This window comes from uncultured Haliea sp. (genome assembly GCF_963973825.1).
Taxonomy (GTDB): domain Bacteria; phylum Pseudomonadota; class Gammaproteobacteria; order Pseudomonadales; family Halieaceae; genus Haliea.
Map to the genome: position 1 here is coordinate 162,898 of NZ_CAXBAE010000001.1, position 25,220 is coordinate 188,117.

27 protein-coding genes are annotated in these 25,220 nt (G+C 63.1%); 5 read left to right on the forward strand and 22 right to left on the reverse strand.

Translation table 11 applies throughout. The features are described from left to right. Positions 1 to 3 precede the first annotated feature (3 nt). Complete coding sequence (locus AACZ17_RS00740; RefSeq protein ID WP_290744126.1) at positions 4 to 1,716, reverse strand: FAD-dependent oxidoreductase; 1,713 nt, start codon at positions 1,714 to 1,716, stop codon at positions 4 to 6. Positions 1,717 to 1,919: 203 nt separating this feature from the next. On the opposite strand from AACZ17_RS00740, the gene AACZ17_RS00745 reads away from it, so the two are divergent. After that, complete coding sequence (locus AACZ17_RS00745) at positions 1,920 to 2,399, forward strand: cytochrome c (RefSeq protein ID WP_290744128.1); 480 nt, start codon at positions 1,920 to 1,922, stop codon at positions 2,397 to 2,399. 12 nt (positions 2,400 to 2,411) lie between these two features. On the opposite strand, the gene AACZ17_RS00750 is transcribed toward AACZ17_RS00745, so the two are convergent. From AACZ17_RS00750 to AACZ17_RS00775, 6 genes are all read right to left on the reverse strand, one after another. Further along, on the reverse strand, positions 2,412 to 3,098 hold the full coding sequence (locus tag AACZ17_RS00750) for a cytochrome b/b6 domain-containing protein (protein WP_290744130.1): 687 nt from the start codon (positions 3,096 to 3,098) through the stop codon (positions 2,412 to 2,414). A 6-nt stretch (positions 3,099 to 3,104) separates the two neighbouring features. Further along, positions 3,105 to 3,842 carry an NUDIX domain-containing protein gene (locus tag AACZ17_RS00755; RefSeq protein ID WP_290744132.1) on the reverse strand — a complete coding sequence of 246 codons (738 nt, stop codon included), beginning with the start codon at positions 3,840 to 3,842 and terminating at the stop codon, positions 3,105 to 3,107. Between the two features lie 5 nt (positions 3,843 to 3,847). Further along, complete coding sequence (locus AACZ17_RS00760) at positions 3,848 to 4,249, reverse strand: TIGR01244 family sulfur transferase (RefSeq protein ID WP_290744140.1); 402 nt, start codon at positions 4,247 to 4,249, stop codon at positions 3,848 to 3,850. Between the two features lie 12 nt (positions 4,250 to 4,261). Continuing rightward, positions 4,262 to 4,942: a DUF3313 family protein gene (locus tag AACZ17_RS00765; protein WP_290744146.1), complete on the reverse strand. Its 681-nt coding sequence runs from the start codon at positions 4,940 to 4,942 to the stop codon at positions 4,262 to 4,264. 76 nt (positions 4,943 to 5,018) lie between these two features. Further along, the gene (locus AACZ17_RS00770; protein WP_290744152.1) at positions 5,019 to 5,774 is read right to left on the reverse strand and encodes a sulfite exporter TauE/SafE family protein; all 756 of its coding nucleotides are present in this window, start codon (positions 5,772 to 5,774) and stop codon (positions 5,019 to 5,021) included. Positions 5,775 to 5,783: 9 nt separating this feature from the next. Continuing rightward, positions 5,784 to 6,887, reverse strand: a complete 1,104-nt coding sequence (locus AACZ17_RS00775) for a phosphoribosylaminoimidazolesuccinocarboxamide synthase (protein ID WP_290744157.1) — start codon at positions 6,885 to 6,887, stop codon at positions 5,784 to 5,786. Positions 6,888 to 7,062: 175 nt separating this feature from the next. Here AACZ17_RS00775 and AACZ17_RS00780 point away from each other — a divergent pair, with 175 nt between their 5' ends. The 3 genes from AACZ17_RS00780 (at position 7,063) to AACZ17_RS00790 (ending at position 10,681) form a co-directional block, all read left to right on the forward strand. Continuing rightward, the gene (locus tag AACZ17_RS00780) at positions 7,063 to 8,088 is read left to right on the forward strand and encodes a phospholipase A (RefSeq protein WP_290744162.1); all 1,026 of its coding nucleotides are present in this window, start codon (positions 7,063 to 7,065) and stop codon (positions 8,086 to 8,088) included. A gap of 103 nt (positions 8,089 to 8,191) precedes the next feature. Next, complete coding sequence (locus tag AACZ17_RS00785; protein ID WP_290744168.1) at positions 8,192 to 8,620, forward strand: group II truncated hemoglobin; 429 nt, start codon at positions 8,192 to 8,194, stop codon at positions 8,618 to 8,620. 3 nt (positions 8,621 to 8,623) lie between these two features. Beyond that, positions 8,624 to 10,681 carry a TonB-dependent receptor gene (locus tag AACZ17_RS00790; protein ID WP_290744170.1) on the forward strand — a complete coding sequence of 686 codons (2,058 nt, stop codon included), beginning with the start codon at positions 8,624 to 8,626 and terminating at the stop codon, positions 10,679 to 10,681. 6 nt (positions 10,682 to 10,687) lie between these two features. Here AACZ17_RS00790 and trpS read toward each other — a convergent pair whose 3' ends face one another. The 4 genes from trpS to tsaB form a co-directional block, all read right to left on the reverse strand. Beyond that, complete coding sequence (gene trpS / locus AACZ17_RS00795) at positions 10,688 to 11,695, reverse strand: tryptophan--tRNA ligase (RefSeq protein ID WP_290744172.1); 1,008 nt, start codon at positions 11,693 to 11,695, stop codon at positions 10,688 to 10,690. A gap of 94 nt (positions 11,696 to 11,789) precedes the next feature. Continuing rightward, positions 11,790 to 13,097: a M18 family aminopeptidase gene (locus AACZ17_RS00800; protein ID WP_290744174.1), complete on the reverse strand. Its 1,308-nt coding sequence runs from the start codon at positions 13,095 to 13,097 to the stop codon at positions 11,790 to 11,792. A 26-nt stretch (positions 13,098 to 13,123) separates the two neighbouring features. Further along, on the reverse strand, positions 13,124 to 13,924 hold the full coding sequence (locus tag AACZ17_RS00805; RefSeq protein ID WP_290744176.1) for an undecaprenyl-diphosphate phosphatase: 801 nt from the start codon (positions 13,922 to 13,924) through the stop codon (positions 13,124 to 13,126). Further along, a complete protein-coding gene (gene tsaB / locus AACZ17_RS00810; protein WP_290744178.1) occupies positions 13,924 to 14,622 on the reverse strand; it encodes a tRNA (adenosine(37)-N6)-threonylcarbamoyltransferase complex dimerization subunit type 1 TsaB in 699 nt (232 codons plus the stop codon). Before tsaB ends, AACZ17_RS00805 begins: the two co-directional genes overlap by 1 nt. A 102-nt stretch (positions 14,623 to 14,724) precedes the next feature. Here tsaB and mobA point away from each other — a divergent pair, with 102 nt between their 5' ends. Then, positions 14,725 to 15,306: a molybdenum cofactor guanylyltransferase MobA gene (gene mobA / locus AACZ17_RS00815; protein WP_290744185.1), complete on the forward strand. Its 582-nt coding sequence runs from the start codon at positions 14,725 to 14,727 to the stop codon at positions 15,304 to 15,306. Between the two features lie 71 nt (positions 15,307 to 15,377). On the opposite strand, the gene AACZ17_RS00820 is transcribed toward mobA, so the two are convergent. The 11 genes from AACZ17_RS00820 to lepB form a co-directional block, all read right to left on the reverse strand. Further along, complete coding sequence (locus tag AACZ17_RS00820) at positions 15,378 to 16,226, reverse strand: hypothetical protein (protein ID WP_290744193.1); 849 nt, start codon at positions 16,224 to 16,226, stop codon at positions 15,378 to 15,380. A 188-nt stretch (positions 16,227 to 16,414) separates the two neighbouring features. Further along, positions 16,415 to 17,062: an adenylate kinase gene (gene adk, locus AACZ17_RS00825; protein ID WP_290744199.1), complete on the reverse strand. Its 648-nt coding sequence runs from the start codon at positions 17,060 to 17,062 to the stop codon at positions 16,415 to 16,417. Between the two features lie 162 nt (positions 17,063 to 17,224). Further along, positions 17,225 to 18,037 (reverse strand): nucleoside triphosphate pyrophosphohydrolase, encoded by an 813-nt coding sequence (gene mazG / locus AACZ17_RS00830; RefSeq protein ID WP_290744201.1) that lies wholly within the window; start codon positions 18,035 to 18,037, stop codon positions 17,225 to 17,227. Positions 18,038 to 18,045: 8 nt separating this feature from the next. Next, positions 18,046 to 20,280 carry a GTP diphosphokinase gene (gene relA / locus AACZ17_RS00835; RefSeq protein WP_290744203.1) on the reverse strand — a complete coding sequence of 745 codons (2,235 nt, stop codon included), beginning with the start codon at positions 20,278 to 20,280 and terminating at the stop codon, positions 18,046 to 18,048. A 13-nt stretch (positions 20,281 to 20,293) separates the two neighbouring features. Further along, positions 20,294 to 21,193 carry a cysteine synthase CysM gene (gene cysM / locus AACZ17_RS00840; protein WP_339637653.1) on the reverse strand — a complete coding sequence of 300 codons (900 nt, stop codon included), beginning with the start codon at positions 21,191 to 21,193 and terminating at the stop codon, positions 20,294 to 20,296. A gap of 79 nt (positions 21,194 to 21,272) precedes the next feature. Next, the gene (gene acpS, locus AACZ17_RS00845; protein WP_290744207.1) at positions 21,273 to 21,644 is read right to left on the reverse strand and encodes a holo-ACP synthase; all 372 of its coding nucleotides are present in this window, start codon (positions 21,642 to 21,644) and stop codon (positions 21,273 to 21,275) included. Beyond that, the gene (gene recO / locus AACZ17_RS00850; protein WP_290744209.1) at positions 21,641 to 22,369 is read right to left on the reverse strand and encodes a DNA repair protein RecO; all 729 of its coding nucleotides are present in this window, start codon (positions 22,367 to 22,369) and stop codon (positions 21,641 to 21,643) included. Before recO ends, acpS begins: the two co-directional genes overlap by 4 nt. 17 nt (positions 22,370 to 22,386) lie before the next feature. Continuing rightward, positions 22,387 to 23,295 (reverse strand): GTPase Era, encoded by a 909-nt coding sequence (gene era, locus AACZ17_RS00855; protein WP_290744211.1) that lies wholly within the window; start codon positions 23,293 to 23,295, stop codon positions 22,387 to 22,389. After that, positions 23,288 to 23,962: a ribonuclease III gene (rnc, locus tag AACZ17_RS00860; protein ID WP_290744214.1), complete on the reverse strand. Its 675-nt coding sequence runs from the start codon at positions 23,960 to 23,962 to the stop codon at positions 23,288 to 23,290. Before rnc ends, era begins: the two co-directional genes overlap by 8 nt. 6 nt (positions 23,963 to 23,968) lie before the next feature. After that, positions 23,969 to 24,355, reverse strand: a complete 387-nt coding sequence (locus tag AACZ17_RS00865; protein ID WP_290744216.1) for a DUF4845 domain-containing protein — start codon at positions 24,353 to 24,355, stop codon at positions 23,969 to 23,971. 24 nt (positions 24,356 to 24,379) lie between these two features. Beyond that, entirely contained in the window at positions 24,380 to 25,219 is an 840-nt protein-coding gene (gene lepB, locus AACZ17_RS00870) for a signal peptidase I (RefSeq protein WP_290744218.1), read from the reverse strand. Between the last annotated feature and the right edge of the window lies 1 nt (position 25,220).

Genomic DNA, 25,220 nt, shown 5'->3' on the forward strand with positions numbered 1-25,220 from the left:
GTATCAGGCGTCCTTGAACCCGGTAATGGCTTTGGCCGCCTGATAGGCAAAGGTCATGGCCGGCCCGAGGGTTGAGCCGGGGCCGGGGTAACAGGGCAGCGTGGGTGCACTGCAGTTACCGATGGCATACAGGCCGGGAATTACCGAGCCGTCCTCACGCAGCACCTGCGCATGGGCATTACACACCATGCCCCCCTGGGTACCGAAGTCACCCGGGTCCACCTTCATCGCGTAGTACGGCGGCTTGTCGATCGGTGCCAGACAGGGGTTTGGCGTGACACGCGGATCGCCGTAGTAGCGGTCGTAGGCCGAGTCACCGCGATGGCAGTCCGGATCCACCCCGGTCACCGCGTACTCGTTCATTTTCGCCACGGTGGCCGCCAGGCCCTCCGGGTTCACGCCAATCTTGCGTGCCAGCTCGGGGATGGTGTCAGCCTTGGCAAAAAAGCCCTCGGTCTCATAGCGTTTTGGCACTGCCCAGTCGGGGCGGAAAGTGCTGTTGTACAGCGGGCCAACGAAGTAACGCGCGCGGAAGTTGGCATCGAAAATCTGCCAGCTGGGGTTACAGGGGTTTTCGTCGCTGTGCTTGGCGAAGGTCTCTTGCTGGAAGGCCATATAGTTTTGCGATTCGTTACTGAAACGCTCACCCGCTGGATTCACCACGATAGACCCTGGATACGACTTCTCCATGATACTCAGGCGCGGGATGGTTTCGCCCGGCACGGAGATGGTGTTGCACCACCAGGCCTCATCAAGGCGGTGCATTTTCGCGCCCAGCCGCTGGCCTTCGAGGATGGCATCACCGGTGTTGTCGAGGGTACCCGCACTCCAGCGGTGGTCCGTGGGTTTGGGCAGGTACTGTTCACGCATGGCCTGGTTGTGTTCGAAGCCACCGGCAGCCAGTATCACGCCTTTGCGCGCCTGTATGCGCAGGGTTTCACCGTTGCGGGTGACTTCGATACCCGTGACCACGCCGTCCTCATCGATGACCCGGCGCATGGGGGTGCTCAGCCAGAGCGGAATATCCCGATCCTGCATCGAGGCGCGCAGGCGCGCCACGCCGGCACAGCCGGTGGCGAGGCGACGGTGATACTTGTCCTTCAGGCGCCAGGGAATATCGGCGACGTAGGCAGCCACCAGCTTCAGCGCGGTTTTCCACCAGCCGGGCTGCTGGCCGATCAACAGCGCGGCTTCCACCTGGGTAAAGCCGATCAGCCCCCCGAGGTGCATCATCGGGTGGGTGCGCCGCAGGCGGCGCCATTCCTCACCCAGCTCACTGGCCGGAAAGGTCTCCGGTTCCATGGAGCGGTGTCCCACCATCGCGCCCTCGAGGTTGGTGTAGTAATCCGGGTAGTGCTCGAGCGTCACGTAGCGCACGCGTGTGCGCTCGTGCAGAAAATCCACCATTTTCGGGCCATTCTCGAGGAAGGCATCCAGCTGGTAATCCGGCACCTCCTCCTCGGTAATCAGCTGACGCAGGTAGGTGCGTGCATTTTCCAGCGAATCCTCGGCACCGGCTTGCCGTGCGTAGCGGTTACAGGGAATCCAGACACCGCCCCCGGAAATGGAGCTGGTGCCACCGTACAGGTCGGACTTTTCCACCACCAGCACATCGCGCGTGCCCATCTCATAACTGCAAAGCGCTGCCGTGAGCCCGCCATTTCCGGATCCCACCACAACCACATCAAAACTGTAATCCCACTGCTGAGCGCTCATGCCATACCTCGTACCAATGCATCGCCCATGGTAGCCCACTGCGCGGCCTTTTCCGCCGTGGTCGCCCCCGTAACACAAGGCAGGTTCAAAAAGTTGGCCGGCGCCCTTGGCCTCGGCAGCGGAATCGAGCGCGGCGCCTGCTTGCCAGCAGGTGGCAAGGCCCTATAGGATGGGCTGACGTCCTGCTAACAAGAGAGCGCACCATGAGCAAATCCGTCCTGAAGCCTGTTGCCGCACTGGTCTCGGTTGCCGCCCTGGCACTGTCGCCCCTAGCGTTGTCGCACCTCGACGAGAATGAATTTCACCAGTCCTACCGGCAGTCCTATTTTGCGCTGCTGGGGGCCAACTTCGGACCCATGGGCGCCATGGTGAAGGGCGAGATGCCCTGGAACCAGGAACAGCTGCAGGGCTTTGCCGATGATTTCAATGCGGTCGCTTCGCTGAACCTGCTGCGCGGCTTCCCCGATGGTTCCGACAAGGGCACCACCCGTGCAAAACCGGAAATCTGGGAAAACCGCGACGACTTCGCGCAGAAACTCAGTGACATGCAGGCCGCTGCCAAGGACCTGGGCGTTGCCGTGAAAGGGGGTGATCGAGCGGCAATCGCACAGCAGGTCGGCGCAGTCGGCCAGACCTGCAAGGCCTGCCACGACGAATACAAGTCGAAAGACTACCTGTACTGATCGGGCCCGTCCCTACCACATCCGCGGCGGCGGCGGTGCCTGTTGCAGTATCCACCAGAACAGGCCGCTGACCGCAGCAAGCAACAGCAGCGCCCGCCACCAGCCGACCACGGGCGCTTCCCCTTCCCTGCCTCGCGCGCGCCCCAGCCACATGGCCTGCAACAACTTTTCGCCCAGACGCCACTGATGCCAGCCCACGGCCAGCAGGTGCACCGCGACCATCGCCAGCAAGGCATTGAACGCCCATTCATGCACCACACCGAGAAAATCCCGGGTGCTGCTATCCACCGCATAATACAGCGGTCCGTCAAACAGAATCCGGTCACTGTTGAACAGCCCGCTAACGGCCTGGGCCAGTAACAGCGTGAGCAGCACCACGACCGACCATCCACCCAGTGGGTTGTGACCCGGGCCCGCCGGTATCCGCCCGCGGAGATACCCCAGCACCGTGCGTGGCCCGCGCAGGAAATCCGTGAAGCGGGAATGGCGGCTGCCAATCAGGCCCCAGCCGATGCGAAACACCACCAGTACCAGCAGGGTATAACCCACCCACTGATGCCGCTCCATCTGGCCTTCTTCCGCAGTCCACCACGCCAGGGGCAGGAGCACGGGGAGCGACCAGTGAAACAGGCGCGTGGGCCAGTCCCAGAGCGGGAATCCCGCGCCGCCACGTTTGCCTTTGTCCAGGGACTCACTCACGACGCTTCAGGGACCAATCAGGCAGGGATACTCGGCCGCCACGTCCTCGTAAACGTAGCGCCAGCGCTTGTCTTCAAGCACTGCACGGTGACGGGCGCCGGGGTAGCTGCCATCGCCGCTCTCATAGCCCGCGTCGCCGCGGAACATGACAAAAACCTGCCCGTCGGCATGACAGAAGCGCGGAAACACCGACTGCGGTGGCCGCGAACGCTCAATGCGCAACAGTTCCTCGACGCTGGCATAGCGCGCCAGGTCACAGAGGGTGATGTAGGTTGGCGGCAATACGCCGAGTTCACCGGCATCGTGCTCCCGTACCGCCTGCGCCACCGCGAGCCAGCGCGCTGCATGAATCTCGCTGCCATCGATTCTGGCCTCGGCGTCGGCCGCCACCGGCGCGGCATAGATCCAGGTGGAAAACCGCTTGGGCTCGACCACCGGCGTGGTCCAGTGGCTGATGAGCACCATATCCTCCGGCGAGGGTCGCAGCCCCGCCTCTTCCTCCGCCTCCCGCGCCGCCGCGATGCGTGTGGCACGCTCTTCGTCGCCAGCCGCCTGCTGCAGGTCACCGGCTTCCAGTGCACCGCCGGGAAACACCCAGTACCCTCCGGCAAACAACAGGGCCTTGTTGCGCTTGAGCAGTAGTGTTTCCAGCCCATCGGGACCGTCGCGCAGCAGTACCACGGTGCTCGCAGGGCGAGCGGGCGCCGCCGTTGCCTGCGACGCCTGCTCGTGACCGGTGTTCACAGCGTTCAGCGCTGCCCGACCATGGACAGGTCGTAGCCGAGGCTGCGGGCGCGCTGCACCGCCTGCGGGAAGTCTTCCGCTGGGCGAGTCGCCAGCCACAGGTTGATGGAGCGGGTGCCGCTGCGGCAGAACGCCAGCACGGGACCACTGGCGCTGTCGAAAGTCGCCGCCAGCCGCGCCAGGTCGGGACCGGGGAAGTTCATCCCGTTCACCGGGTAATACACGTAGTCGAGGCCACTCGCCGCGGCAGCGGCGGCAAATTCGGCCGAGCTTGGCTGGCCGGGGGCCTCGCCGTCGGGACGATTATTCACCAGCACCCGGTACCCCGCTGCCGCGATTGTCGGTACGTCCTCCAGATTGAGCTGCTCGGACACCGCGACCTGCGGCGTGACCTCAACGATTCTCATGGTCTCTACCCCTTATCCAGCCGCAGCGGACCCGTCGCGCACGCGGTCGAAACCGTCACGCAGCAAATCGGCCCAGCGCCGCAGAATGCGATTGAATTCCGCCCGGTTGGTCACGCTGCTGGTCCATTGCAGCGTCCCCTGATCGATACCCCGGCGACGATCGACAACACGCGCCTGCACTTCACCGGTCACACCATCGACCATCTCCAGCACCAGCGTCATTTCGCCGGCCGAGGTGGTGTAGCTGCGGGTGCGGGCGGCGGACTGCACGTCTGGCGCGTTGATATCCAGGTTTACAATGGCCGGCTTCAGCACCAGGGTGTCCTCACCTTCCGGCGGCGTATCGACCAGCGAATAGGCCGGTGGCTTGGTCAGAGCGGCGCGGAACTCCTCGTCACAGGCAGTGGCGACATCGCCGCGAATACGGTCTGCATCCTCCTGGCTGATGCGCGTGGTCACGCTACGGCTGTTCTGGTTCTGGTCACGCAGCCAGTTCCGGCGAAAGGCCACTTCGCAATCGTCCACCTCCACGTGCTGGTAGTGCGCAAGGTCGGCGCCCGGGCGTACATACACATCGGCAAAGCGGTAGCCGTCTACACGGGCCAGGCCATCGTCGGTTACCTCGGGCGACGTCGCGCAGCCCGCAACCATGGCGCAGGCCAGCAGGATTAAAGCTGTCATGGGTTGAGACATGGATCTCTCCTTTTCAGTCATCGGTCACTGCCCGAACTATAGGCAATCCGCGAGCGGTATACCACCGTTTCATCGGTCAGGCGAGCAGCCCGGACACGCCGTCCCAGAGGAGCTTCACGCCCAGCACCACGAGGAAAAAACTGATCACCCGATAGTAGAACCCGGCAGGCGAGCGCTTCACCAGCGCGTGCCCCAGCCGCACGCCGAGGGGCGCCAGGGGCACCAGAATGAGTGAGTAGAGCAGATTGTCGAGGGTGAACTGCCCCAGCCAGTAGTAAGGCAGCAGTTTCACCAGGTTGACGACGGCGAAAAACAGGCCGGCGGTACCGGCGAAGACCAGCGGCGGCAGGCCCTTGGGCAGCAGGTACATGGTCAGTGGCGGGCCACCTGCGTGGATGCTGAAGCTGGTGAAACCCGCGAGGGTGCCGAACAGCGCGGCGGGAGCGGCGCGATGGCGCTGGCTGGCCCGTGCAGCAAAGCCCAGTAGCTGCTGTGCACCGAACAGCGTGGAAATCAGGCCCACCAGCACACGCATGTAGTTGTCGTCCATGGCACCCGCGGTGAGAAAGCCAAGACCAATTCCCACCAACGCACCGGGCAGCAGCAGCTGCAGCGCGCGGCGATCGAACACGCCCCAGTACGTCCGCACCACCACCGCGTCCATTACCACCAGGATGGGCAGCAGAATCGCCGCCGCCTGGGTCGGCGACATGACCAGCGCCATCAGCGGCACTGCGAGGATCGCCACAGCACCGCCAAAACCGCCCTTGGCGATGCCATAGAGCATCACCGCGGGAACACTGACGAGGTAAAACGCAGGATCGGTGAGCACGGGGTCGGCTCAGGCCAACAGCCCGAACTCACCACCGAGAATGTCCAGGATCTCGCGGCGGGGATCATCACTACGGGGCAAGGGCTGGCCGGTGATTTTCTCCGCGAGCCCGGTATAGGTGGCGGAAACCTGCTGGAAGACGTCGGCCGGCAGGCGCGTATCGCGGGCCAGTGCGAGGCGCTCCGGCATGCGGTCCTTGTTCAACAGAATATCGGGGTCAGGGAAGTGGTTCAGCAACAGCTGGCGAAACCCTTCCTTGGAATTTTCCACAACCCGCCCGTCGCGCCAGGCAGGGCCGTCCCAGATGCGCGAGGAATCGGGGGTTCCCACCTCATCCATGTAAATCATCTGCTGTTCGCCGGCGGCGTTGGTCACATAGCCGAACTCGAATTTTGTATCGACGAAAATCTGGTCGAGCGCGGCCAGCTCACTGCTGATGACGTTAAAACCGGCACGCAACAGCGTTTCGTAATGGCTGACATCCCCCGCTGAACGAAACCCGAACGCGCTGAAGTGGTCTACCAGTGCGGCCCTGGCGATGTTCACATCGTCCTGTTCGGGCACTCCGGGGATGCCGCGCAGAATACCCTTGGTGGACGGTGTCACCAGCAGATCAGGCAGTTTCTGGTCGCGCTGCAGACCGTCGGGCAGGCGCAGACCGCAGAATTCGCGCTCGCCCTTGCTGTAGGCGCGCCACATGGATCCGGTGATGTATTGCCGGGCGATCGCCTCAATCATTACCGGCCGCGCTTTCTGCACAATCCAGACCAGCGGATGCGGTGTTTCGAGAATATGACTGGGCGCCAGCCCCTGCTCCCTGAAGCGCTGGAACCAGTGGTTGGAGATCGCGTTCAGCGCCGCACCCTTGCCCGGCACGCCGGCGAGGCCCTCCTCGCCCTCCCAGATGCATTCGAAGGCCGAAATACGGTCGCTGATAACCATCACCGCCAGCGGCGTGTCGGCGGCGACCGGATAAGCCCGCTCGCGGATCAGCCGTGCGCTGTCCCCGGCGGTAAGCCAGTACACGGAGCGCACCTTGCCGGAATGCACGGGGGCACCCACACGCAGTGGAAGGTCGTTGTTCACCGCCAGCACAGTGTGGGCAAGGCTCATGGCAGATTCCCGTAGGGCGCTCCGACAAAGCGCGATGTAATGACAGAACCGCCGTGCAGGCGGTTCCACGCGAGGGGCGATTCTAACAGAGCCGGGCCGGCCGGGGCACCTTGCCTGTCACTGCGGACACGGTTCCGTTAGACTACGCGATGATAAACGGACTACCCCGGATCTGATGAAGAAGCCTTGCTACGCCCTCCTTCTGCTGCTCAGCCTGTCGGCCGCCCCTTCCGCACTGGCGGAAAATTGCGTCAGCATCAGCGACGACCAGGCTCGCCTCGCCTGTTACGACACTGCGGCCGGACGCAGTGCCCCGGGCACGCCCAACACGGCCGAGTCGTCGCTGGGATGGGGAGCGGATGAGGACGACACGCTCGATGAAGAAGCCGTCGAACCGGTCAACCTGGCCGAGGAGGAGCTGCTATTCGGCAAGCGCATCGCCGAGGAAGCTGAGCTCACGGGCAACGCCTGGGTGATTACCCCCCATCACCGCAATTACCTGCTGCCACTCACCTACGCCGACACACTGAACCGCGAGGCCTGGGCCCTGCAGCAGCCGGACGAGCCGATGGACCGGCTGGAGGCCAAGTTCCAGCTGAGCCTGAAAACCATCGCCTGGGAGAACATCCTGGGGCGCAACAACCACCTGTGGGTGGGGTACACGCAACGCAACTGGTGGCAGGTGTACAACGAGTCATCGCCGTTTCGCGAAACCAACTACCAGCCGGAGGTATCCCTGTCCTTCGCCAACAACTGGCGATTCTGGGGTTTTACCAACACCCTCTGGGACGTCGGCTTCGTCCATGAGTCCAACGGCCAGGGCGGTGATCTCTCACGCAGCTGGAACCGCATCGTCGCGGGCGCCGCCTTCGAGCGTCGCCGCATGACATTGAACCTGCGCGGCTGGTACCGGATCCCGGAAAGCAGCGGCAGCGACGACAACCCCGATATCGAGGACTACCTGGGCTACGGCGACCTCACCGGCATCTGGAAGTGGGAGCAGCACGAGTTCGCGGTTCAGGTACGCAACAACCTGCAGGCAGATAATCGTGGCTCGGTGCAGTTGGAGTGGACTTTTCCGGTCAATCGCCGTTTCAAGGGCTACGTGCAGTATTTCAACGGCTACGGAGAGAGCCTGATCGACTACAACCTGCACCAGAGCCGCATCGGCTTCGGCGTATCGATGACCGATTTGCTATAATCCCGAGCTTTTATCGCGCAGCCAGCCTCCCGCGCGGGGAGGACTTTCTGCGCCCCGACGCGTACACTGCGTCCCTCACAAAGCCACTACCCACATCGCGACTATGAGCACACCCAACACACCCTATGCGATCCTCGGCGACGCCGGCATACGACGCCTGTGTGAGGATTTCTACCGCATCATGGACAGCAGACCCGAGGTGCGGGAACTCCGCGCCATGCACGCCGACGACCTCGGCCCTGTCACCGAGCGGCTCACCGACTATCTGACAGGCTGGATGGGAGGCCCCCCGCGCTATGCCGAAAAGCACGGCGGTGTCTGCCTGACCGAGCCCCACGCCCCTTTCCATATCGGCCCGAAAATGACCGAGCAATGGCTCTGGTGCATGGAACAGGCGCTGGAGGAAGGCGGTGCCAGCGATGAGCTGAAAACCATGCTGCGGGTGCCCTTCCAGCGCATTGCGCAGGCAGTGCAGAACCGCGACAACGACGACTCACCGCGCAACAACCCCAACATTATCGCCGCAGGATAAGCCATGCACGTCAACAGAACACTGGCGGGCGCCCTGGCCGCAGCCCTCTATGCTGCAACAGCCAGCAGTGAGCCCGTCCTGGAACAGGTCATCGTCAGCGCCAAGCGCATCAGTGAAGATGCCAGCCGATTGCCGCTGGCCTGGTCGGTCATCAACGATGAAGCGCTGACCCTGATCGGCCACACGCACCCCAACGAAATCATGCAGCAGGTGCCCGGCGCCTGGATCAGCCGAGGCAACGGCCAGGAAAGCCTCACCGCGCTGCGCTCCCCGGTGCTGACGGGGGCCGGCGGCTGTGGCTCGTTCTTCATGGCCGCGGATGGCATCAGCCTGCGCGCGCCCGGTTTCTGCAACGTCAACCAGTTGTTCGACGCGAACATTGAACAGGCCGGCCGCATCGAAGTGATCAAGGGGCCGGCAGGGGCCAGCTATGGCTCCAACGCCATGCACGGTGTCATCAATGTACTCAGCGCGGCGCCTGATCCTGCGGCAGGACAGCAACTTGCCGTGGAAGCCGGGCCGGACGATTACTACCGGACAAAGCTCAGCCTCAACCACGCCGCGGGGCGACACGCCTTCAGCCTGCGCGGCAACGTTGCTACCGACGGTGGCTACCAGGACGATTCGGGTTACGACCAGGAGAAACTCACGCTGCGCCACGACTACGCGGGTGACATCTGGAACATCCGTACGGTGCTGGATGGAGCCAACCTGAACCAGGAGACGGCAGGGTTCATCCAGGGCTTCGAGGCCTACAAGGACGATGATCTGCGCCGCAGCAACCCCAACCCGGAAGCCTACCGGGACGCCTGGTCTCTGCGCCTCTACAGTGAGGCCAGCAGAAACATCGGGCCAGACATGCAGCTCAGCATCACCCCCTACCTGCGCCGCAACCGGATGGAATTCCTGCAGCATTTCCTTCCCTGGCAGCCCGTGGAAACCAACGCTCACGAATCACTCGGCCTGAGAACCGCGCTGCACGGCGAGCAGGGTAATCTGAGTTGGGTGGGCGGCGTGGACCTGGAGATCACCGAGGGTTCCCTGCAGGAGGTGCAGGACCAGCCCTTCAGCCCCAACCAGCCGCAGGGCGTGCATTACGACTACACCGTGGACGCCAGTGTCGGCGCCGCCTGGAGCCAGCTGAACTATGCGCTGTCCGAGCGCTGGACGCTGGATGGTGGCCTGCGCGTGGAGTACACGCATTACGACTACGACAATCGCGGCCCCGCAGGCTCCGTCTGTGCGCCGGAAGCGACCGCCTGCCGGTTCTTCAGGGTTGCCGACCGCACCGACAGCTTCACTGACTGGTCCGTCAACGCGGGGGCCAGCTACCTCCTGCGCCCCGGCCACAGCGTTTACCTGCGCGCCGCCAACGGCTTCCGGGCACCGGATACCAGCGAGTTGTACCGTCTGCAGTCAGGCCAGTCGGTCGCCGACCTCGACTCGGAGGTGATGGACAATATCGAAATCGGTCTGCGCGGCGACAACGGCGCCGGTTTCGGCTACGACCTGTCGCTGTACCACATGAACAAGGACGAGGTCATTTTCCAGGACGCGGACCGCCGTAATGTCAGCGGTGCTCGCACCGAGCACACGGGGCTGGAAATCAGCCTCGACTACCGCAGCCAGGATGCATGGTATGCACGCCTCGACGCCACGGCCGCACGCCATCGCTATGCCAACGATGCGCTGCCGCTGGGCGTGAATGAATCCATTGACGGCAACGACATCGACACCGCGCCGCGCCTGTTCGGCAGTGCGCGAATTGGCTGGGAGTTCGCCGCGCGACACGGCAGCACACCGGTGGCGGAACTGGAATGGGTGTACATGGACGAGTATTACCTCGAGCCGGAAAACGCCTTCGAATACGAGGGGCACTCACTGCTTAACGTGCGCCTGAGCGCGCCCCTGACCCGCAACCTCGGCGCCACATTGCGGGTGACCAACCTGCTGGATGAAGAGTATGCGGAGCGTGCGGATGTCGGTTTTGGCAACTACCGCTACTTCGTGGGCCGGCCACGCGGGGTATTCATGGAGCTGCGCTACAACTGGGGCGTATGACCGGCATCAGCGCATCGCGCTGATGCCTACGGCCTCGCGCACCTGCGCCAGCAACGGTACGCTGAAGGCCCGCGCGCGCTCGGCACCCCGCTGCAGGACAGACTCGATATGCCCGGGGTCGCCGAGCAGGGCCTCGTAGCGCTCGCGCGCCGGCGCCAGTGTCGCATTCACCAGTTCGAACAGCTGCCGCTTGGCTTCGCCCCAGGCGATACCCGCTTCAAAGTCGGCCCGCATACGCGCGGTCTCCTCCGCTGAGGCAAACGCGGACCAAATCTGGAACACGGTTGAATCGTCAGGGTCCTTAGGCTCGCCGGGCTCCAACAGGTTGGTCTTGATCTTGTTGATCGCCTTGCGCAGCTGCTTTTCCGGGAGAAACAGCGGAATCGTATTCTGGTAGCTTTTACTCATCTTGCGACCATCCAGGCCCTGCAGGACCGCGACATGCTCTTCAACCACGGCCTCGGGAAGCGTGAACAGCGGGGCAAAATGGTGATTGAAACGCTGGGCGATATCCCGCGCCATCTCCACGTGCTGGATCTGGTCGCGACCGACAGGTACCCGATGCGCACCGAACATGAGGATATCCGCCGCCATCAACACCGGGTAGCTGAACAGCCCCATGGTAACGCCAAAATCCGGGTCCTCACCCGCCTCCTCGTTGGCCTGGGTCGCAGCCTTGTAGGCATGCGCGCGGTTCATCAGCCCTTTGGCCGCGTTGCAGCACAGAATCCAGGTCAGCTCGGTGATTTCCGGGATATCCGACTGGCGATAGAACACAGCCCGCTCGGTATCAAGCCCAAGCGCCAGCCAGGTGGCGGCAATTTCCTTGCTGGACTGACGCACCTGGGCCGGGTCCTGACACTTGATCAGGGCATGGTAGTCGGCAAGGAACAGAAAGGACTCTGTCGCCGGGTCCTGTGAGGCGGCAATCGCCGGGCGTATCGCCCCGACAAAATTGCCCAGATGCGGCGTCCCGGTGGTGGTGATGCCGGTGAGAACTCGTTGTGTTGTCATGAATATCCTGTACATTGACGGCCAAACAGCTGCGGCCGCCAGTTTATCCTGTGCACCCGGCAGTGGCTACGCGCACGGCAGCCGGGGAGCGAGCTCAGGCTGGCGTCAGCCTGCCGGGGTGGTTGTAGAAGCGCTGCAAAACCCGACACAGCTGCGCGGCGTCGTCGCGCCCGGCCAGTTCACGAACCGAGTGCATGGCGAACGTGGGGACACCGATATCCAGCGTGCGGATACCCGTGCCACCGGCGGTAATCGGGCCAATGGTACTGCCGCAGCCCATGTCCGAGCGGACCACAAAGCTCTGCACCGCCACGCCCTCCTCCTTCGCCAGCAGGCGAAACAGACCCGCCGTCTCTGCATTGGTGGCGTAGCGCTGGTTGGCGTTAATCTTGATGACCGGGCCGGCATTCAGCAGCGGGCCGTGGTTATCGTCGTGCTTGTCGGCATAGTTTGGGTGGATGCCGTGGGCGTTGTCTGCGGAAATCATCAGCGAGTTTGCCACCAATTGCGCCAGCGTCACCTCGTCAGGCACCAGCCGCCGCAGCGTGGAGAGCAGCAGCGGACCCTGGGCTCCCGAGGTGGACAGGCTGCCCACTTCCTCGTGATCATTGCAAACCAGCAGACAGCTCTGACGTCCGTCTGCCGCCAGCAGTGACTGCAGCCCGGTAAAACAACTCAGCAGATTGTCGAGGCGGGCCGAGGCGATGAACTCCTCGTGCAATCCCACCAGCGCCGGAGGCTGTGTATCGTAAAAGCAGAGCTCGTAGTCCAGTACTTCCCGTACAGCACAGTCCGGCTGCTCCATCAGCAGGCGATCGCGCAGGAGTTCGCGAAACGACGGCGTGCCCGGCTCTGCCTGCAGGGCCAGTACCGGCAGGATATCTGTCTGCGGGTTGATGCTGCGCGACTGGTTGGCCTCCCGGTCGAGATGGATGGCAAGACTGGGGATTACCGCCAGCGGACGACGGAAATCCACCGTGGCGGTACGCAATGCACCCGCCTGATCGGCATAGCTGACCCGCCCCGCGAGCGACAGATCACGGTCGAACCAGGGGTTGAGCAAGGCACCGCCGTAGACCTCCACGCCCAGCTGGAAGTATCCCGCCCGCCGCTTCTCCGGAGCGGGCTTGACCATCAGGCAGGGGCTGTCGGTATGCGCACCTACCATGCGCATGCCGCCCTCGGGAGCCGCCTCGGAACCGACGGTAAAGGCGACAATGGAGCTATCGTTGCGCGTCAGGTAGTAGCGCCCCCCCGGCTCCAGCGACCAGGACTGGTCTGACTGCAGCGCGCGGAACCCCGCAGACTGCAAGCGGCTCACCAACGCGCTGACCGCATGAAATGGCGTGCTGGCGGCAGCGAGAAAGGCCAGCAGCTCGCGGTTGAACTGATCGACATGCATGGGTACTGCGCCTCCCGGAAACAACGTTAAAACAGCCACAGCGCGTACAGCACCGCAGCCAGAGCAATGCGGTAGTACACGAAGGGCATCAGGCCTACCCGTTCCAGCAGACGCAGGAACAGGCCGATACAGGCGTAGGCGGTGACGGCCGCCAACAGGGCAGCAGAGAGCATCAGCACCCAGTCTACCGCAGCACTCGCCTGCACCAGTTGTACGCCCTTCAATAATCCGGCACCGGCAATGACAGGTATCGAAAGCAGGAAAGCAAAGCGGGCCGCCGTGCCGCGATCCAGGCCCAGTAACAGGCCCGCCGTCAACGTCACTCCCGAGCGCGATACACCGGGCACGGGCGCCAGCGCCTGTGCCAGCCCGATGGCCAGAGCGATACCCAGGGTGAGGGTCGCGAAGGACGCGGCATGCCGGGCATGTCGATCCGCCAGCCCCAGAAGCAGGCCGAACAGCAGCGTGGTCGTCGCAATGACGGGCAACGTGCGCAGCTGTGATTCGATGACGTCGTCTGCGAGGAAACCGACCACGCAGACGGGCACCGTGGCAAGTGCCAGATACAGCACCAGGCGCGTGTCCTCGTTCCTGCCCCGACCCTGCAGCAGCCCGAGGCAGCTGCCGGCCATGGCGCACAGATCACGCCGGTAATACAACACCACGGCAAGCAGGGTGCCCACGTGCACCGCAACGTCAAAGGTCAGGCCCTCATCCTGCCAGCCCAGAACCAGCGAGGGAATGACCAGGTGTGCGGAACTGGAGATGGGCAGGAACTCGGTAACGCCCTGCAGGAAAGCGAGGAACATGGCCTGTAGCACATCCATCAGCCGCGTGGCCCCTGCTCGGCGAGCTTCTTCCAGCGCACCTCGTCGCGTACATAGACCGGGCAAACCGCCTCGGCGCGCTGCCATTCCCCGGCCAGAAAGGCGCGCTGGGCAAGTGGCAGAATGTCCTCGGCACTCGGCAGTAACTCACCGTGGACGGTGCTGAACAGATCCCGGCAGTTGCCAGGCATCTGCTCGAGATAATGCAGGCCACTGCCCACCGCGACCAGCGACTCCTTCACGGGAAGAACCAATTCCCCGGGGTGGCAGGCTGACGCCGCGGACGCCGCTTGGGGCAAACCATCAACAACCCGGTACAGTCCCCAGTAAAGCTCGCCGATGTGCGCATCCAGGGTGCTCAATACCCAGTCACCCTCGCCTGCCAGCCCGAGGCGAATGGCAGACTGCACCTGCGCGGCGAGCGTGGACACCGGCAGGGCGGGCAATTGCGCGGCGTAACAAATGCCCTGAGCGGCGCTGGCCGTAATGCGCAGGCCGGTGAAGGAGCCGGGGCCAGAACCATAGGCCACGGCGTCGAGATTACCAGGCCCTTGCGGCAACAGTTCACGCAGCATACCCAGCAGGAGCTGGTTGTGGCGGCGCGGCGCATGCTCCAGTAAAACACGCACGGTGTTGCTGCCCGACAGTGCAACGGAGCAGGCGTCGGTCGAGGTATCAATCGCGAGAATACTTGTCATGGATTCGCTACACGAGACAGGTGACAGCACAGGCCGCGCGCACGCAGCCCCTGTATTGTGCGATTATCTCACAGCAAGCGAGTGGCCTGAACCTGGGAGAGCGTGAAACGGTTGAATAATGTGCAGGGCAATACGCGCCTCACCGGCGTGATTCTGGCGGGTGGTGCCGGGCGACGCCTGGGCGGCCGGGACAAGGGACTGCTGCACTGGCGCGGACAGCCACTGGTTGCACAGGTCGCCGCACGCCTGCGTCCGCAGGTGGGTGAGCTGTGGATCAACTGCAATCGTAACAGGGACGACTATATTCGCTATGCAGACCGGGTTTTCAGCGACCTTACGGAGGCGTTCGGGCCCCTCGCCGGCTTGCGCTCACTGCCCGATATCAGCTCATCGCTGCTACTCGTGACGCCCTGCGACACCCCCCTTCTGCCCCTGGACCTGGGCGAGCGTCTGCTGCGTGCACTGGAGGCCTCGCCTGAGGCTGACATCGCCTACGCTTCAGCAGCGGGAGACGCGCACTACCTGCACGCCGTCCTGCGGCGTCGGGTACTGGCTGGGCTCCCGGACTACCTGGGATCCGGAGGTCGATCGGTGCAGGGATGGTACGCGTCACAACATACCGTCACAGTCGAATTCAGCGGTGCTGACTTTCTCAACTGCAATACGCCCGAGGCTTTCGACTGAGGCGAGCCGCTTACAGGCAAAAAAAAAACCGCAGCGGGCTACCGCTGCGGGGCTGTGTTGCGGAGGTGGCCTCAGGCCTGCTTTTTGGCTGCTGCCTTACGCTTTGCGGTAGCCGCCTTTTTGGGGGCAGCCTTGGCCTTGGCTTTCGTCTTGGTCTGGGCTTTGGCGGCCTTTGGCTTGCTCGCCGCGGCCTTGGTTTTCTTGGGTTTGGCGCTGGCAGCGGCAGACTGCTTCGCGCTGGGCTTTGCTGCCGCCTTCCTGGTGCTCGGTTTGCCGGCGCGAGACAGCGCTGAATCCACACCGGATGCCACCGACTTGCGTCCACTGCGGGCTTTGCCGAACGCGGCCTTGGCAGCGGCCTCGGCTTTTTTCTCTGCTGCGCGCAACTGGCCCAGGACTTTCTTTTCCAGCGCCGAGAGTTTCTCGGCATCAGCCTTGGCGCGCTCTTTGCTCCACTGACGGGCGTGCCTGGCCAGCGCGCGCGCCTTGTCCGCTTCAGCCTTGGCGGCAAGCTCTGCCTTCTTGGCCAGAATACGCTCCTCGGCCGCAACGCGGTGCGCCGCCAGCTGCGCCTCGGCAACCAGTTCCTTCACGCGCTGGCGCATGCCATCAAGCTTGCTGCGCGCACTGTCGAGGCGGGAGTTGACCCGATCCACGGTCTTGCTTGCGGCTTTGCGTGCGCGTGCGTCCGCGTCGCTGCGCGCGGCTTTCAATTTCGCGCGCGCCTCGGCAAGGGCTTTCTTTTCCGACTCTACAGTGGCCTGCAGTTTCGCCAGCGCGTCACGCGCGCGCTTCTCGGCGGCGGCTGCGGTTGATGATTTCTTGGCGGTGGCGACAGCCGCCTTCTTGCGTGGCGCCTTTTTCACCGGCGCTTTACGTGTGCCGGTCTTTGCTTTCGCCTTGCCTTTGGCCGTTGCCATACGCGATCTCTCCAACTGTTGGTGTTTCCAGAGTTGCTCGCAAAATAGCAATATTCAACTGCGCTTACAACTGCACATTTGTCACGCAGCCGCAAACCGGCGAACGTGACATTGCCGGGGCCTGCAGAAAAAGCACGTTCACCTGCGCTTGAGTTGCGCCCGGGTGCGAGCGCGACGGCTGGAAATACTCAGCGGCCCAATGCCGCGAACACTTTGCGACGAATATCTTCGACGCTGCCAACACCTTCCACACGATGGCAGGCGGGTGCGCGCGGGCCCGTCATGGACTGGTAGAACTGCACCAGCGGACGCGTCTGCTCCTGATAGACCTGCAAACGCTTGCGGATGGTCTCTTCCTTGTCATCATCACGCTGCACCAGCGGCTCGCCACTTTCATCATCCAGTCCTTCGCGCTGTGGCGGATTGTGCAGCACGTGGTACACACGACCGGATGCGGGGTGCACGCGGCGACCGCTCAGGCGTGCGACGATTTCCTCGTCCTGCACTGCGATTTCAACTACGTGATCGATATCAACGCCGGCGTCGACCATGGCTTCTGCCTGCGGAATGGTGCGCGGAAAGCCGTCGAACAGGAAACCATTGGCGCAATCCGGCTGTTTGATGCGCTCCTTGACCAGACCGATGATAATGTCATCCGACACCAGTCCACCTGCATCCATTACCGCCTTCGCTGCAATTCCCAGTTCGGTTTGGGCTTTTACCGCAGCCCGCAGCATATCCCCTGTGGAAATTTGGGGAATACCCCAGGTTTCGGTGATGAACTGTGCCTGGGTGCCTTTACCGGCGCCGGGAGCGCCAAGGAGTATTAATCGCATGCAGGTGAATCCTCGAGGTTATCGTGCAGCTCTGGCCCGTGCCGCTGCGCAGCGTAGCAATCTGGCCATACAAACGGGGGGCCTAACCATACACAGGGGCAGGTTTTTGCACAAGCCCCGCCGGGGCAGCCCGCCTCAGCAGCCCCGCTCAGGCAGCACGGCCTAATCGCGCGCCTTGGCCGCCACCCACAGCGCCTCGAGCTCACTGGTTGTCAGCGCCGCAAGCCCGCGCCCATCCGCTTCCGCCAGCGCGGCCTCCATCACGCGAAAACGCCGTTCGAATTTGGCGGATGCGTGGCGCAGTGTGCTCTCGGCATCAAGGCCGAGCCGGCGCGCCAGGTTCACGCAGGTAAACAACAGGTCGCCCATCTCGTCGGCAATCGCTGCCGTATCGCCTGTTGTTATGGCCTCCCGCAGTTCGTTGCGCTCCTCGTCGAGCTTTTCCAATACCGCACGAGCATCCGGCCAGTCGAAGCCCACCAGCGCAGCGCGCTTCTGCAGCTTCTGTGCACGCGGCAAGGCCGGCAGTGCCACCGGAACATCATCCAGCACACCACGTTGTGAGCGTGCCGCGCGCTCCTCGCGCTTGATCGCTTCCCAGCTGCGTTTCACCTCGGCAACCTCACACTGCGCTTCCACACGGCCTTCGATATCGCCGTCGGCAAAGACGTGCGGATGGCGCCGCAACAGCTTGTCTACCAGTGTGTGCACGATCTCCTCGAAAGAGAACAGGCTCTGCTCGCGACCCAATTGCGCATAGAAAACCACCTGAAACAGCACGTCGCCCAGCTCTTCCGCGACGTGCGGGTAGTCGCCCTGTTCAATAGCGGCGGCAAGTTCGTAACACTCTTCCAGCGTCGAAGGGACAATACTCTGAAAATCCTGGCGCAAATCCCAGGGACAGCCGCCATCGGGATCGCGCAGGCGCTGCATCACACGCAGCAGGTCGGCAATAGTGTAGGGCGTATCGGGCATGGCGTGACTCACTCGGACACCCTGGCAACGGACACCACGTTGCTCAGGCGGCTGATGCGCTCGAGCAGCTTGGACAGGGCGCCAAGGTCAGGCACTTCCACGGTGAGGCGCATGGTCGCAGTGTGTTTTTTCTTGTTGGTCTGAGTGGAGATGGCGAGGACATTGATCCGCGCATTGGCAAACAGGTTGGTGATATCACGCAGCAGACCCTGTCTGTCATAGGCCTCGATGGCGACATCCACTTCGTAGTTCTCGCGCGGTGACTCACCCCACGCCACTTCGATCACGCGCTCGGGAGCGCTCTCCTGCAGACCGAGCAGGCGCGCGCAGTCGCTGCGATGGATACTGACGCCGCGAATGCGTGTGATAAAACCGGTAATGGCATCTCCGGGCAGCGGCTTACAGCAGCCGGCCATATGCGTCAACAGATTGCCAACACCCTGCACACGGATCTGTCCGCGGGAGAGCGGATCGCTGCCCGGTCGCGCCACCTGCAGCTGCGGCTCCGCGCGTTTTTCCACCAGCGACTGCGCCGCATTCAGCACAGTGGAGTAGGCGAGATCGCCAGCACCCACGGCTGCGTACATATCGTCAACGGTAGGCATATGCACTTTATCAGCCACGCGACGGTAATCCACACTGGTCAGGGCCAGGCGACGAAACTCGCGTTCCAGCAGGTGTCTGCCGGCATCCACGTTATCCTCGCGCGCTTGCGCCTTGAACCACTGCTGCACCTTGGCCCGCGCCCGCGAGGTGCGCAGGTAGCCCAAACCGGACTGTAGCCAGTCACGTTTGGGCACACCCTGACGGCTGGTGAGGATCTCTACCCGCTCCCCGGTCTGCAGCGTGTAGGTCAAGGGCACAATGGTGCCGTTGACCTTGGCGCCCCGACAGCGGTGGCCGATTTCAGTGTGCACGTGGTAGGCAAAATCCAGCGGTGTGGCTCCATGCGCAAGGTTTACCACGTCGCCATTAGGCGTGAATACGTAGACGCGGTCCTGCGCCAGATCCGAGCTGAACTGCTCCACCATGTCACCGCTGTCGCCGATAACCTCGTTCCAGTCCAGCACCTGACGCAGCCAGGCAATTTTCTCTTCGTAGCTGCTCGCGAGGTTCGTCGGCACATCCGACTTCTTGTAACGCCAGTGTGCGCAGACGCCCAACTCGGACTCTTCATGCATCTGGGTGGTGCGAATCTGTACTTCCAGTATCTTCCCCTCGGGGCCGATTACCGCCGTGTGCAGAGAGCGATAGCCATTTTCCTTGGGGTTTGCGATGTAGTCATCAAACTCATTGGGAATATTGCGCCACAGCCCGTGCACCAGCCCCAAAGTCGCGTAACAGTCCTTGATTTCGGGCACCAGAATGCGCACGGCCCGAATGTCGTAGACCTGTGAAAAGCCAATACCCTTGCGCTGCATTTTGCGCCAGATGCTGTAGATGTGTTTGGCGCGACCGCTGATATTGAATTGCAGCCCGGCCTCGCCGAGCACGCGCGTCAGCTCCTCCGTCACCCGGGCGATATAGCGATCACGCTCGAGGCGCTTGCCGTCCAGCAGGCGAGCAATCTTGCGGTAGGCGTCGCCGTAGATGTAGCGGAACGACAAGTCCTCCAGTTCCCACTTGAGATGGCCGATACCCAGCCGATGTGCCAATGGGGCATAGACATCGAACACTTCGCGTGCGATCGGCCAGCGCCGCTCTTCCTCATCGTTCTTCACCGCGCGGATGGCGCAGGTACGCTCTGCCAGCTTGATCAATGCCACGCGGAAATCGTCCACAAGTGCCACCAGCATCTTGCGGATATTGTCTTTCTGGCCGTGGGGCTGACCGAGTACGGGCGAGTCAATCTGTGTTTTCAGGTCGCTGATGGCCGCCATGCGCAACACACCGCTGAGCAGGTGGCTGACACCGGCCCCGAAACGCTGTTCTACATCCTCAAGCGGGAGGCGCTCTTCCCGCACTGCGCGGTAGAGAATGCCGGCCACTAGGCAATCAGTGCCCACATGCAGTTCCGCGAGAATCAGCGCGATATCCAGGCCCGCGGCAAAACAGTCCGGGTCGTGGGCCCAATCGGGCAGATCGCGCCCGGGCCGGCTACTGGCGCTGCGCACCAGGCGACAGGCCTCGAGCAGGCGGTTCTCGTCATCCTCGCGATGCAGTATCGGCAGCTGTGCCAGCCAGCGCTCGAGATCTATCTCGCCAGTGGGTGTAAGGTGAGATTGCTCCCGGACTCGAACCATACTGCAGCGTGCCTCAGGAGGCGGCGAAAACGCCCGTGGACAGGTAGCGGTCACCGCGGTCGCAGACGATGGCGACGATGACCGCGTTATCGACTTCGGCGGAGACTTTCAGTGCCGCAGCGATGGCACCGCCGGAAGATACGCCGCAGAATATGCCCTCCTCCCGCGCCATGAGGCGCATGTGGTGCTCGGATTCCTGCTGCGAAATATCCATGACCCGGTCGACACGCGCCGCATCAAAAATTGCCGGCAGGTAAGCCTGCGGCCAGCGACGGATGCCGGGAATGCTCGACCCTTCGACGGGCTGCAGACCAATGATCTGGATGTCCGGGTTCTGCGCCTTCAGAAATGCGGACACGCCCATGATGGTGCCGGTGGTGCCCATGGATGCGATAAAGTGCGTGACTGTGCCTGAGGTCTGGCGCCAGATTTCCGGGCCGGTGCCACGATAGTGCGCCAGGGGATTGTCCGGGTTACCAAACTGGTTCAGCACGCGACCCTTGCCCTCTGCTTCCATCTTCAGGGCGAGGTCACGCGCACCCTCCATGCCCTCGGCCTGGGTCACCTCGATCAGCTCCGCGCCGTAGGCGGACATGGCCTGCTTGCGCTCGCTACTCATGTGCGCGGGCATGATCAGCAGCAAGCGGTAACCGCGAATCGCGGCCGCCATGGCCAGCGCAATGCCGGTGTTGCCGCTGGTCGCTTCAATCAGCGTATCACCGGGGCGGATGTCTCCGCGGGCCTCGGCCTCGGCGATCATGCTCAGTGCCGGACGGTCTTTCACCGAGCCCGCAGGGTTATTGCCCTCCAGCTTGGCCAACAGGGTATTCGAGGTCGCGCCGGGGAGACGCTGCAGCCTCACCAGCGGCGTGTTGCCGATGCACTGCTCTATTGTGGGATAGTCGGACATGATTCACCGTAACCCGGGTGGCGGGCCAGTATAGCGATTTTCCCGGCCGCGGGCATGTTCTGCGGCGGATCGGCCTGCCATCTCACTGCAGTGCGGCAAATGCCACCACATAGGCCTGCTCGTCCGCCAGCGAGAGCAGCACCCCATGGCCCCCGCGACGCTTCACGACCTCGGCTGCCCCGCCATGGAGCACCACCAGCGGAGCGCCCTGTGCGTCGTGCTGTATCTCGATGTCCTGCCAGCTGACGCCGCGACCGATCCCTGTGCCCAGCGCCTTGGCTATCGCTTCCTTCGCCGCAAACCGCTTGGCCAGCAGCCGCACCGGCTGCTGGCTGGCGTGGTACTCGGCGCGCTCAGCGGGGGTGAGGATACGCTGCACGAAACGGTCTCCGAGCCGCTCCACCACGGCAGCAATGCGTTCGATTTCAAGAATGTCCGTGCCCAGGGCAATCACTGCTGACGCCCGGCGTGACGAAACTGGCGGAAAAGCTCGCGGCTGTGCAGCGGTCGCTCACCCAAATGGCTGGCCAGGGCCTGTCGCAAGAGGCGTTTGGCCGCCATACTGTATTCACCGTCGTACTGCCCCGCGGCAATACCCAGCAGATCGGCCCCGGCAAAACGAGTCCCCTGCGCCGCAACTGCGTCGCTACAGGCGACCAGGCCAAATTCGGCCTGGTACTGGTACCAGCGCCCCGGCTCTACCGGCAGGCCGCTGTGACCGTCATGGGCGGGATCGAAACCGTAACCCAGCGCATCCAGCAGGCCAAACTCGAAGCGGCGCAGGTCGGCTTCCGTTGAGGGGTTGCAGGCCAGGCCGCCGAGGGTGTTGCCATAGAGCGCGAACAGCTCGGGTTGCGGGTCGTGTCGCTGCAGCAGTCGCACCAGTAATTCATTGAGATACAGACCGCTGAACAGCCGTTCAGCGCGCAGCGCCGGCAGGGCGCCGGCGGGCTCCACTGCCAGCAACGGTTTCTGCTCGGCGCGACCGGAAAAACTGACCAGCAAGGGCCTGAAGGGCTGCAGCAGGGATGCCTGGCTGCCCCCGCGGCTGCGGCGCTGGGCGCCGCGTCCGATCAGCGCCACACGGCCGTGCTCTGCGGTGAACATATCCAGCAGAAGACTGCTGTCGCGGTAGGGGCGACTGTGCAACAGGTAGGCAGGCTGGAGGGAGACGCGCATAGGGCTGGCGGCACCCGTCAGCGATCGTCGTAACCGAGGCTGCGCAAGGCGCGCTCATCGTCGGACCAGCCCGACTTCACCTTCACCCACAGCCGCAGCATCACTTTGCTGTCGAACAGGCGCTCCATGTCACGACGCGCATCCGTGCCAATACTGCGCAGGCGACTGCCGCCTTCACCGATCAAAATGCGCTTCTGCCCGTCGCGCTCGACCAGGATCAGGGCCGAGATGTTGAGAATTGCGCCCTCCTGCCGAAACTCCTCGATCTCCACTGCAACGGCATAGGGCAACTCGTCACCCAGCTGACGCATGATCTTCTCGCGCACCATCTCGGCCGCCAGAAAGCGCTGGCTGCGGTCGGTTATCTGGTCTTCGGGAAAGAAATGTGTGGACTGCGGCAAGCGCTGACGGATTTCGCCTTCGAGCGCGTCAAGATTCTGCCCGCGCAGCGCCGACAGCGGCACAATCGCGGCCTCCGGCATTTTTTCCGCGAGGGCCTGCAGGTGGGGCAGCAGCAGCTGTTTGTTCTCCAGCAGGTCAACCTTGTTCACCACCAGCAGCGTTGGCAACGCCGCCTGCCTGACACGCTGCAGCACCCACTCGTCTTCGTCTGTCCACGCCGTGCGGTCCACCACCATGACAATCACGTCGACATCGCGGATGGCACTGCTCGCCGCTCGGTTCATGTAACGGTTGATGGCCCTCGCCTCGGCCTGGTGCAGGCCCGGGGTATCGACAAAAATGATCTGGCAGTCGTCTTCGGTTTTGATCCCCAACACCTGGTTGCGGGTTGTCTGGGGTTTGCGCGAGGTAATGCTGATCTTCTGTCCCAGAAGATGATTCAGCAGCGTGGACTTGCCCACATTGGGCCGCCCTACAATCGCCACATAGCCACAGCGCAAGGCCGTCTGCGTTGCATCAGACATCAGACAGCGCCTCCAGCGCGGCTTGTGCGGCGGCCTGCTCGGCCTTGCGGCGGCTGCTCCCGCTACCCGGGAATGCGCCAGCGGGCGCCGGCAGCCTGCATTGAATGTGAAACCGCTGGTTGTGGTCTTCGCCTTCAACGGCGACCAGTTCGTAGGCGGGCAATGCCAGGCCCCGCCCCTGCAGGAACTCCTGCAGCCGCGTTTTATGGTCCTTGCGCGCCGCCCCCGGCTGCACCCCCTGCAGGCGGCTGTCGAACCAGCGCAACAGGCACTCACGGCAGGCGTCCACCCCACCGTCAAGCAGAATAGCGCCAGTCACCGCCTCCAGCACGTCGGCGATGATGGAGCCGCGCTGGTGCCCACCGCTCTTGCGCTCGCCCAGCCCCAGCCGAAGGTATTCGCCCAGTTCCAGCTCCCGGCCCACCTCGGCCAGTGTGTCGCCTTTCACCAGGCTGGCACGCAACCGGCTCAGGTCTCCTTCCCGTGCCTTGGGCAGACGCCGATACAGCGCTTCCGCGATGACGTGATTGAGGATGGAGTCGCCGAGAAATTCCAGGCGCTCGTTGTTCGTGCCCGATGCGCTGCGGTGGGTGAGAGCCAGCTGTAACAGCGCCGGATCGCTGAAGGTATACCCCAGCAGGCGTTGCAGGTGGGCCAGCTTATCCATGCAAGGTCAGGAGCCGTCCCCGGCGCCCGCCTGCAGTTCCAGATCATCAAAGCGGATAACCGCGTCGATTTTGCCAAACAGGGGGATGCGTGCTTCGTAATTGGCATCTATCCAGGTCTTGCCGTCCTTGCGAAACACATCGATTTCGCTCGGTTTGAGCCCGTATATCTGGTTGGTGTTGAACAGGTTGTCGAGCTTGCGGCGTATATCGGCGATGGTGTCGACATCGGGGTTATGTTCATTTGCTACCCGCGTCACAACGTCCTTGACCGTCATGTACTCAAAGTAGCTCGGCCCCATCTTCAGGCCGCACATGACGAAGAACCCGACCATGATGGCGACCGTGAGCATTCCCAGAAACGACATTCCCGATTGCTTGTGACGCAATTTCATACCCACCCCCGCGAGCTGGCTGACTTATTGGATAGACCCTACGCGACTGAAGCTGGGGACACTGAACAGGGAGTCCCAATGCATCCAGATCGCGAAGGCCTTGCCTACTATATCCCGTTCCGGGACCTGACCCCAGACCCGGCTGTCGCTGCTGTTATCCCGATTGTCACCCATCATGAAATAGTGGCCCGGTTTGACGACAACGCTGAAGTCGCGTGCAGGACGCAGCTGGTCTACCTGCATCAGGTGCGCAGTCTCGCCCAATGATTCCTGGCTGACCTGAAAGCGCGCTCCGGCGCCGGGCAATACGGCGAGATTCTCCGTCGCGACAGGCTCACCGTTGACCGAAAGACGCTTGTTGCGATAGCTGACGGTGTCCCCGGGCAGGCCGATCACGCGCTTGATGTAGTAGGTGTCATTCATGTGTGGCGGGAAAAACACCATGACGTCCCCGCGCTGGGGCTCGTTCAGGTCCATAACCTTGGTTCTGATCACCGGCAGCCGCAGGCCGTAGGTGAACTTGTTGACCAGAATATAGTCCCCCACTTCCAGTGTCGGCACCATTGATGAGGACGGGATCTGAAACGGCTCGACAATGAATGAGCGCAGCACAAAGACCACGAAGAGGACCGGAAAGAAGGAGCGGGAGTACTCCACCAGCGCTGGCTCCGCAGCCGTACTGGCAAGTTGCGCGTCATAGGCCAGGGCGTCGCGGCTGCCCTCCTGCGCCCAGCCGGGAAAGGTGGTACGCAGCGTATCCCGCTGCCGTCGGCGCTTGGGTGCGAACAGCAACGCATCCAGCAGCCAGATACCGCCACTGCCAAACACCAGGATCACGAGGATCAGTGGGAAATCTATGGTCATC